We start from the raw sequence: 542 nt of genomic DNA, 5'->3' as shown, positions 1-542 counted from the left end.
CGACTGCGTCATCTTATCAGCCTGGAGAAGATATAGATAAATCTTATGATAATGATGTGAGTACGTTGTATCACTCTCCACATGGCGTTACTACTTTTCCGGTGGTGTTAAATTACAGATTAGACGGTGTTACCCCTATCGATTATCTAAAATATACGCCTAGGTCCGGTAGTGAAAACGGGCGGTTTGGAAGCGTGAGTATCAGTTATAATACGAGCACAAACAGCACTTATGTTCCGTTAATGACATTTGATTTTCAGTATTCTTCTGCTCCTGTAAAGGTTTACTTTCCAAATCAGATTACCCCTTTGAATGTAAGAATTACAGTAAACGATGGGAAGAACAGTTTTGCAAGCTGTGCTGAAATGGGCTTTTATAAATCAGGCGCTTCAGTGGTTAATAATCCTTACAGCAATATTTTTACAGACAATCTTTATTCAGCATTGAAGTCTTCTGTTACTCAGGCGGATATAAATAATATGACATCGCCATTCTATAAAGGGTTAGCGCAATGTCTATTTAACGGAACTTATGTAAAAAAA

Annotated in this window: 1 protein-coding gene; it reads left to right on the top strand. The window is 37.5% G+C overall.

The window, feature by feature from the left end:
• Positions 1 to 542, top strand: a 542-nt coding sequence (locus tag NK356_RS24310) for a discoidin domain-containing protein (protein ID WP_253318257.1), incomplete at both ends; no start/stop codon positions are given.

The organism is Chryseobacterium sp. S0630, from assembly GCF_024158915.1.
Taxonomy (GTDB): domain Bacteria; phylum Bacteroidota; class Bacteroidia; order Flavobacteriales; family Weeksellaceae; genus Chryseobacterium.
Note: the sequence above shows the minus strand (reverse complement) of the source record. Positions and strands in the feature narration are given on the sequence as shown.